At 36.6% G+C, this 5,229-nt stretch carries 5 protein-coding genes; 2 read left to right on the top strand and 3 right to left on the bottom strand.

The window, feature by feature from the left end; translation table 11 throughout:
• Nucleotides 1–182 precede the first annotated feature (182 nt).
• The gene (gene glf / locus HMPREF0671_RS11455; RefSeq protein WP_036900856.1) at nt 183–1,304 is read left to right on the top strand and encodes a UDP-galactopyranose mutase; all 1,122 of its coding nucleotides are present in this window, start codon (nt 183–185) and stop codon (nt 1,302–1,304) included.
• A gap of 40 nt (nt 1,305–1,344) precedes the next feature.
• Here glf and HMPREF0671_RS12715 read toward each other — a convergent pair whose 3' ends face one another.
• From HMPREF0671_RS12715 to HMPREF0671_RS11440, 3 genes are read right to left on the bottom strand one after another with little or no spacing between them, the layout of a single operon-like run.
• Nucleotides 1,345–1,806, bottom strand: a complete 462-nt coding sequence (locus tag HMPREF0671_RS12715) for a DUF4293 domain-containing protein (protein ID WP_036900853.1) — start codon at nt 1,804–1,806, stop codon at nt 1,345–1,347.
• Nucleotides 1,807–1,809: 3 nt separating this feature from the next.
• Entirely contained in the window at nt 1,810–2,151 is a 342-nt protein-coding gene (locus HMPREF0671_RS11445) for a DNA-directed RNA polymerase subunit omega (RefSeq protein WP_036900850.1), read from the bottom strand.
• Nucleotides 2,152–2,166: 15 nt separating this feature from the next.
• The gene (locus HMPREF0671_RS11440; RefSeq protein ID WP_052053052.1) at nt 2,167–3,051 is read right to left on the bottom strand and encodes an outer membrane protein assembly factor BamD; all 885 of its coding nucleotides are present in this window, start codon (nt 3,049–3,051) and stop codon (nt 2,167–2,169) included.
• A gap of 123 nt (nt 3,052–3,174) precedes the next feature.
• On the opposite strand from HMPREF0671_RS11440, the gene uvrB reads away from it, so the two are divergent.
• The gene (uvrB, locus tag HMPREF0671_RS11435) at nt 3,175–5,220 is read left to right on the top strand and encodes an excinuclease ABC subunit UvrB (RefSeq protein ID WP_036900848.1); all 2,046 of its coding nucleotides are present in this window, start codon (nt 3,175–3,177) and stop codon (nt 5,218–5,220) included.
• Nucleotides 5,221–5,229: the final 9 nt, after the last annotated feature.

Here is a 5,229-nt window from a genome sequence, read left to right as displayed (position 1 = left end):
GTGTATATAGGATAACGGTCTCTAAGTGAGAACTATGTATACTCAGACGGTTGATGTACTTTTGTACTTGCAGGTTGATTCCGACTCTACAGATGTAACTTTTTTGAGCTTTTATATGGAGTATTATTGCAACGTATTAGCTTTTTAGCTAACTTTGTATAATACCATAATATATCTTGATAATGGAAAAAAAATATGATTATTTAATTGTAGGTGCAGGTTTGTATGGCTCTACTTTTGCATATCGTGAGATTCACAAGGGTAGGCGTTGTATGGTAATAGATAAGCGTCTACAGACCGGAGGAAATCTTTATTGTGACAATATAGAGGGTATTAATGTACATCAATATGGTGCACATATATTCCATACGAATCATAAAGGGGTTTGGGACTTTGTGAATAGTATAGTTCCATTTAATCGCTATACAAACTCTCCTGTTGCAAATTATAGCGGGAAACTCTATAATCTTCCTTTCAATATGAACACTTTCTATCAAATGTGGGGTGTTACTACGCCGGCTGAAGTTGAAGCTAAATTAGCTGAGCAACGTGCTGAAGCCTTGAATCGTATGAGGAATTTAGGTATTGATGAACCTCGTAATTTAGAAGAACAAGCCTTATTATTGATAGGGAAGGATATATACGAGAAGTTGATTAAGGGGTATACGGAAAAGCAATGGGGAAGAAAATGTACTGAACTTCCTGCCTTTATTATAAGACGTTTACCTGTTCGTCTAACTTTTGATAATAACTATTTTAATGATTCGTATCAAGGTATACCTATTGGTGGATATAATAAATTGATAGATGGGTTGTTGGACGGTGCGGATGTTATGGTTGGTGTTGACTTCTTTCAAGATAAAGAACATTGGCTGAATCTTGCTGATAAAGTTTTATTTACAGGGAAGATAGATGAATTTTACGATTATAGATTTGGAAAGTTGAACTATCGTACTGTTAAGTTTGAGACAGAAATTCTTGATACGGCTAATTATCAAGGAAATGCTGTTATTAATTATACGGAATCTGATGTGCCTTATACACGCATCATAGAGCATAAACATTTTGAAATGTTTGGTTCTGCTATTAATGCTTGTCCAAAGACTGTTATCAGTAAAGAATACAGTATGGAATGGAAAGATGGAATCGAACCTTACTATCCTGTAAATGATGATGTGAACCAAGCACTTTATCGTCAATATGCAGCTTTAGCTGCTAAAGAGGAAAAAATAGAGTTTGGTGGAAGATTAGCCGAATACAAATATTATGATATGGCACCAATAATACACAAGATTATGTTTTAAGAAAATGAAAGAGCAAGATTGAAAATCCTGCTCTTTTATTTTATCTAATTCTGTCCATGCTCTTGACCAGTTTTTCATCGGCCACAATCCCATGTCTTGCTAGATAGAGGAGGATAATAGTTATAAGTGGTAAACATGCTGCAAAATTAATATGTGCACTTCCTAATATATCGTGATTACTATACAAATAGAAGCCATATAGCGCATACCAGATTAGTTGTAGAATAATCCCTCCATTACAAAACTTCACTTGTAATTGACGATTCTTGTATAGGAATATTGTGATAATTGCTATAATGGTAGATAAGCTTTGTACAATGAACAATGGGCAGTTAGAGAAATCTATTCCGGATTCCAGATGATTATATGTTGCCAAATTGAATAATATAGCTCCTTTGCTAATGCCAGTAGGTGGTGTATAGTGAGCTATCGGCAAATAGAGGCAGAAGCAAATTACCACGATAGTTGCAAGCAAGAATAATGTTTGTTTGCGTTGTAACATCTTTTAGTCTATACTAAGATTGTCTGTGTCTGTAGCGGGATCGCGCCAATATACATTTCCCTCTGTAAACTCCTCAGTAGCTAGCAATGTAGGTTTTGGTAGTTTCTCATAATAGCGAGATATTTCAATCTGTTCACGATTTTCAAACACCTCTTCCAATGAGTCATTGTATGAAGCAAATTCTGCAAGTTTCTTATTTAAATCTTGTTTGATTTCTACAGAAATCTGATTTGCACGTTTTGCAATAATAGCTACACTTTCATAGATGTTTCCAGTCTCATCACAGAGATCCATGATGTTACGAGTGACAGTGTTAACTGGAGCTTTAGACTTTTTATAATCCATTATTATTGATGTAATTTAATTATTTTCTTTTTCTGATTTCTGGTCTTCTGGTTGCTTTACAGCATGAGCCGTTTTATCTTCATTAGTATATTTCTTACATTTTTCTATGTATTTTTCTGCAGTTTCCTTTTCTTTAGAATCTGGGTATTCATTTAGAAAACCATAGCATTCGTCTTCTGCATCTTGATAGCGCTCAAATTTCTTTTCATCTACACTTTGTTGAGCTAATTCAAATTTACTTTTCATAATAAGCAATGAAAAGTCTTCACGCTTATTACTATAAGGATAATCTTTCAATGCATTTTGTGCAGTGATGATACATGCTTGATAATTATTACCACCGCTCGTACAATTGCCGAAATATGATCCTAAATCATAATATAGCTTTGCCGATGCATATTCCTTTGTTACCAACTTATCTTGCAGTTCAAACAGACGTTGCTGTGCTACTTTCTTGAACTTTGAATCTGGATAAAGGTCTAGGAAAGTTTGGAAAGCCGAGATAGCAGTGATAGTCATAGATTGATCCAAACGAGGCTCTGGGGTACTCTCATAGATAGCTTGTCCTTCGTAGAAGTGAGCCATCTCTGCAAATTGTCCACGTGGGTATGACTGATAATAGCGTTTGAAAGCTTGTGCAGCACCTTCATAATCTTTGCTACAATAAGATGCCATACCTAGCATGTATAGGCTTTCTTCTGCATTATCTGTTCCTTTCTCGACAGCTATAAGATCTGTGAGCAGAGTAATGGCTCTAGTATATTTGCCATTGGCAAAACATTCTTTAGCGAATTCGTATTTATAAGGATAATTATTGCTCTTGTACACTTTGTTGAACTCTTGGGCACAACTAGAGAAGAGCAAAATGGTACTTATTGTTATCAGAAATACTTTTTTCATATTGTCGCTTTGAGGATACAAAGTTACTGATATTTCTAGGATTGGCAAAGTAAACGAAATCTTTTTTCGTATTTTATTAGTCTTTATAACGCTATTACCAAGGTGTTTTGTAATTTTGTAGAGATGAATTTCAAATTAACATCTAAATATAAGCCAACGGGCGATCAACCTCAGGCCATTTCAGAACTGACAGAGGGATTACAAAATGGGGATAACGCACAAGTATTACTTGGAGTAACCGGTTCTGGAAAGACATTTACGGTAGCTAATGTTATAGCTAACGCAAATAAACCGACATTGATTCTTAGTCATAATAAAACCTTAGCAGCTCAGTTGTATCAAGAGATGAGAGATTTCTTTCCTGATAATGCCGTTGAATATTATGTTTCTTATTATGACTATTATCAGCCGGAAGCCTATCTGCCGTCATCTGATACTTATATAGAGAAAGATCTGGCTATTAATGACGAAATAGACAAGTTGCGACTTGGAGCAGTGTCTGCTCTTCTCTCTGGGCGAAAAGATGTTATTGTTGTCTCTTCTGTCTCTTGTATTTATGGTATGGGCGGACCTGTTGCCATGCAAGAAAGTATTATTTCTATTAAAAGAGGGCAGCGATTGGATAGGAATGACTTCTTGCGTCGATTGGTCAATGCTCTATATGTGAGAAATGATATAGAATTGAAACGAGGCAATTTCCGGGTAAAAGGAGATACTGTCGACGTCTTTATGGCTTATAGTGATAATGTTTTGCGAGTTACATGGTGGGATGATGAGATTGATGGCATTCAAGAAGTTGATGCTCTTACATTTCAGCGTTTATCTGATTTTGAGGATTATCAGATATATCCGGCCAATCTTTTCGTCACGTCTAAGGAGCAAACCGAACAGGCTATTCGTATGATTCAGGATGACTTAGCCAAGCAAACTGAATACTTTCATGAAATTGGCGATAACATGAAGGCTCAACGAATTAAAGAACGTGTTGAGTATGATATGGAAATGATAAAAGAGTTAGGCCATTGTAGTGGGATAGAAAATTATTCACGTTATTTTGATGGTCGACAACCGGGCGAGCGTCCGTATTGCCTTTTAGACTTTTTCCCAAAAGATTTCTTGCTAGTTATAGACGAAAGCCATGTCAGTGTTCCTCAAATCAATGCGATGTATGGTGGTGATAGAGCAAGAAAGCAAAATCTGGTAGAATATGGATTTAGACTTCCGGCAGCTTTCGATAATCGTCCATTGAGATTTGAGGAGTTCCACGAACTAATCCATCAAGTCATTTATGTCAGTGCTACACCGGCAGATTATGAATTACGTGAATCTGAAGGTGTTGTTGTTGAGCAGATAATTCGTCCAACAGGACTATTAGACCCGGAGATAGAAGTACGTCCCAGTGAAAATCAGATAGATGATTTGATGGATGAAATTCTTACACGGATTCATCGACATGAGCGTGTGTTGGTGACTACCTTGACTAAGCGAATGGCAGAAGAATTGACTGAATACTTATTGAATCACGATATCAAAGCAAATTATATTCATAGTGATGTAGCCACACTCGATCGTGTCAAGATAATGAATGACCTTCGTGTTGGTGTATATGATGTGCTTGTAGGAGTCAATCTGTTGAGAGAAGGACTCGATCTTCCCGAAGTATCGTTGGTAGCTATCCTCGATGCTGATAAAGAAGGATTCCTTCGCAGTAAACGAAGTTTGACGCAGACCGCCGGTAGAGCGGCTAGAAATGTCAATGGTAAGGTTATTATGTATGCTGATACCATTACCGATAGTATGCAGGCAACCATTGATGAAACGGCTAGGCGGCGTTGTAAACAGCTTAAATATAATGAAAAACATGGCATTACGCCGATGCAGATTGTCAAAGATATTAAAACATTCCCGATTGGTACTGATTCCGGAGAGGATAGGAATGTTATAAAGGGCAAATATCAAGAGTATGTAGAACCTACAGAGATGGCATTTGTAGCAGATCCTATAGTCAAGCGTATGACGCGTCCGGAATTGGAAAAGAGTATCGAACATACCAAGAAATTAATGCAACAAGCTGCCAAGGATTTGGATTTCATACAGGCTGCACAATATCGCGATGAATTGATACGCTTACAAGATCAGTTAGAATTAAAAGGTATTTCTGTAAAATAAGATATCAAG

Origin of the sequence: Prevotella sp. S7 MS 2 (assembly GCF_000762865.1) — a bacterium.
Classification (GTDB): domain Bacteria; phylum Bacteroidota; class Bacteroidia; order Bacteroidales; family Bacteroidaceae; genus Prevotella.
The sequence above is the reverse complement of the archived record's forward strand: the minus strand, read 5'-3'. Positions and strand labels throughout refer to the sequence as shown.

Bases quoted from the DNA above. Each gene is read 5' to 3' on its own strand.
- uvrB (WP_036900848.1), top strand. From the start codon at position 3,175: ATGAATTTCAAATTAACATCTAAATATAAGCCAACGGGCGATCAACCT.
- HMPREF0671_RS11440 (WP_052053052.1), bottom strand. From the start codon at position 3,051: ATGAAAAAAGTATTTCTGATAACAATAAGTACCATTTTGCTCTTCTCT.
- HMPREF0671_RS11445 (WP_036900850.1), bottom strand. From the start codon at position 2,151: ATGGATTATAAAAAGTCTAAAGCTCCAGTTAACACTGTCACTCGTAAC.
- glf (WP_036900856.1), top strand. From the start codon at position 183: ATGGAAAAAAAATATGATTATTTAATTGTAGGTGCAGGTTTGTATGGC.
- HMPREF0671_RS12715 (WP_036900853.1), bottom strand. From the start codon at position 1,806: ATGTTACAACGCAAACAAACATTATTCTTGCTTGCAACTATCGTGGTA.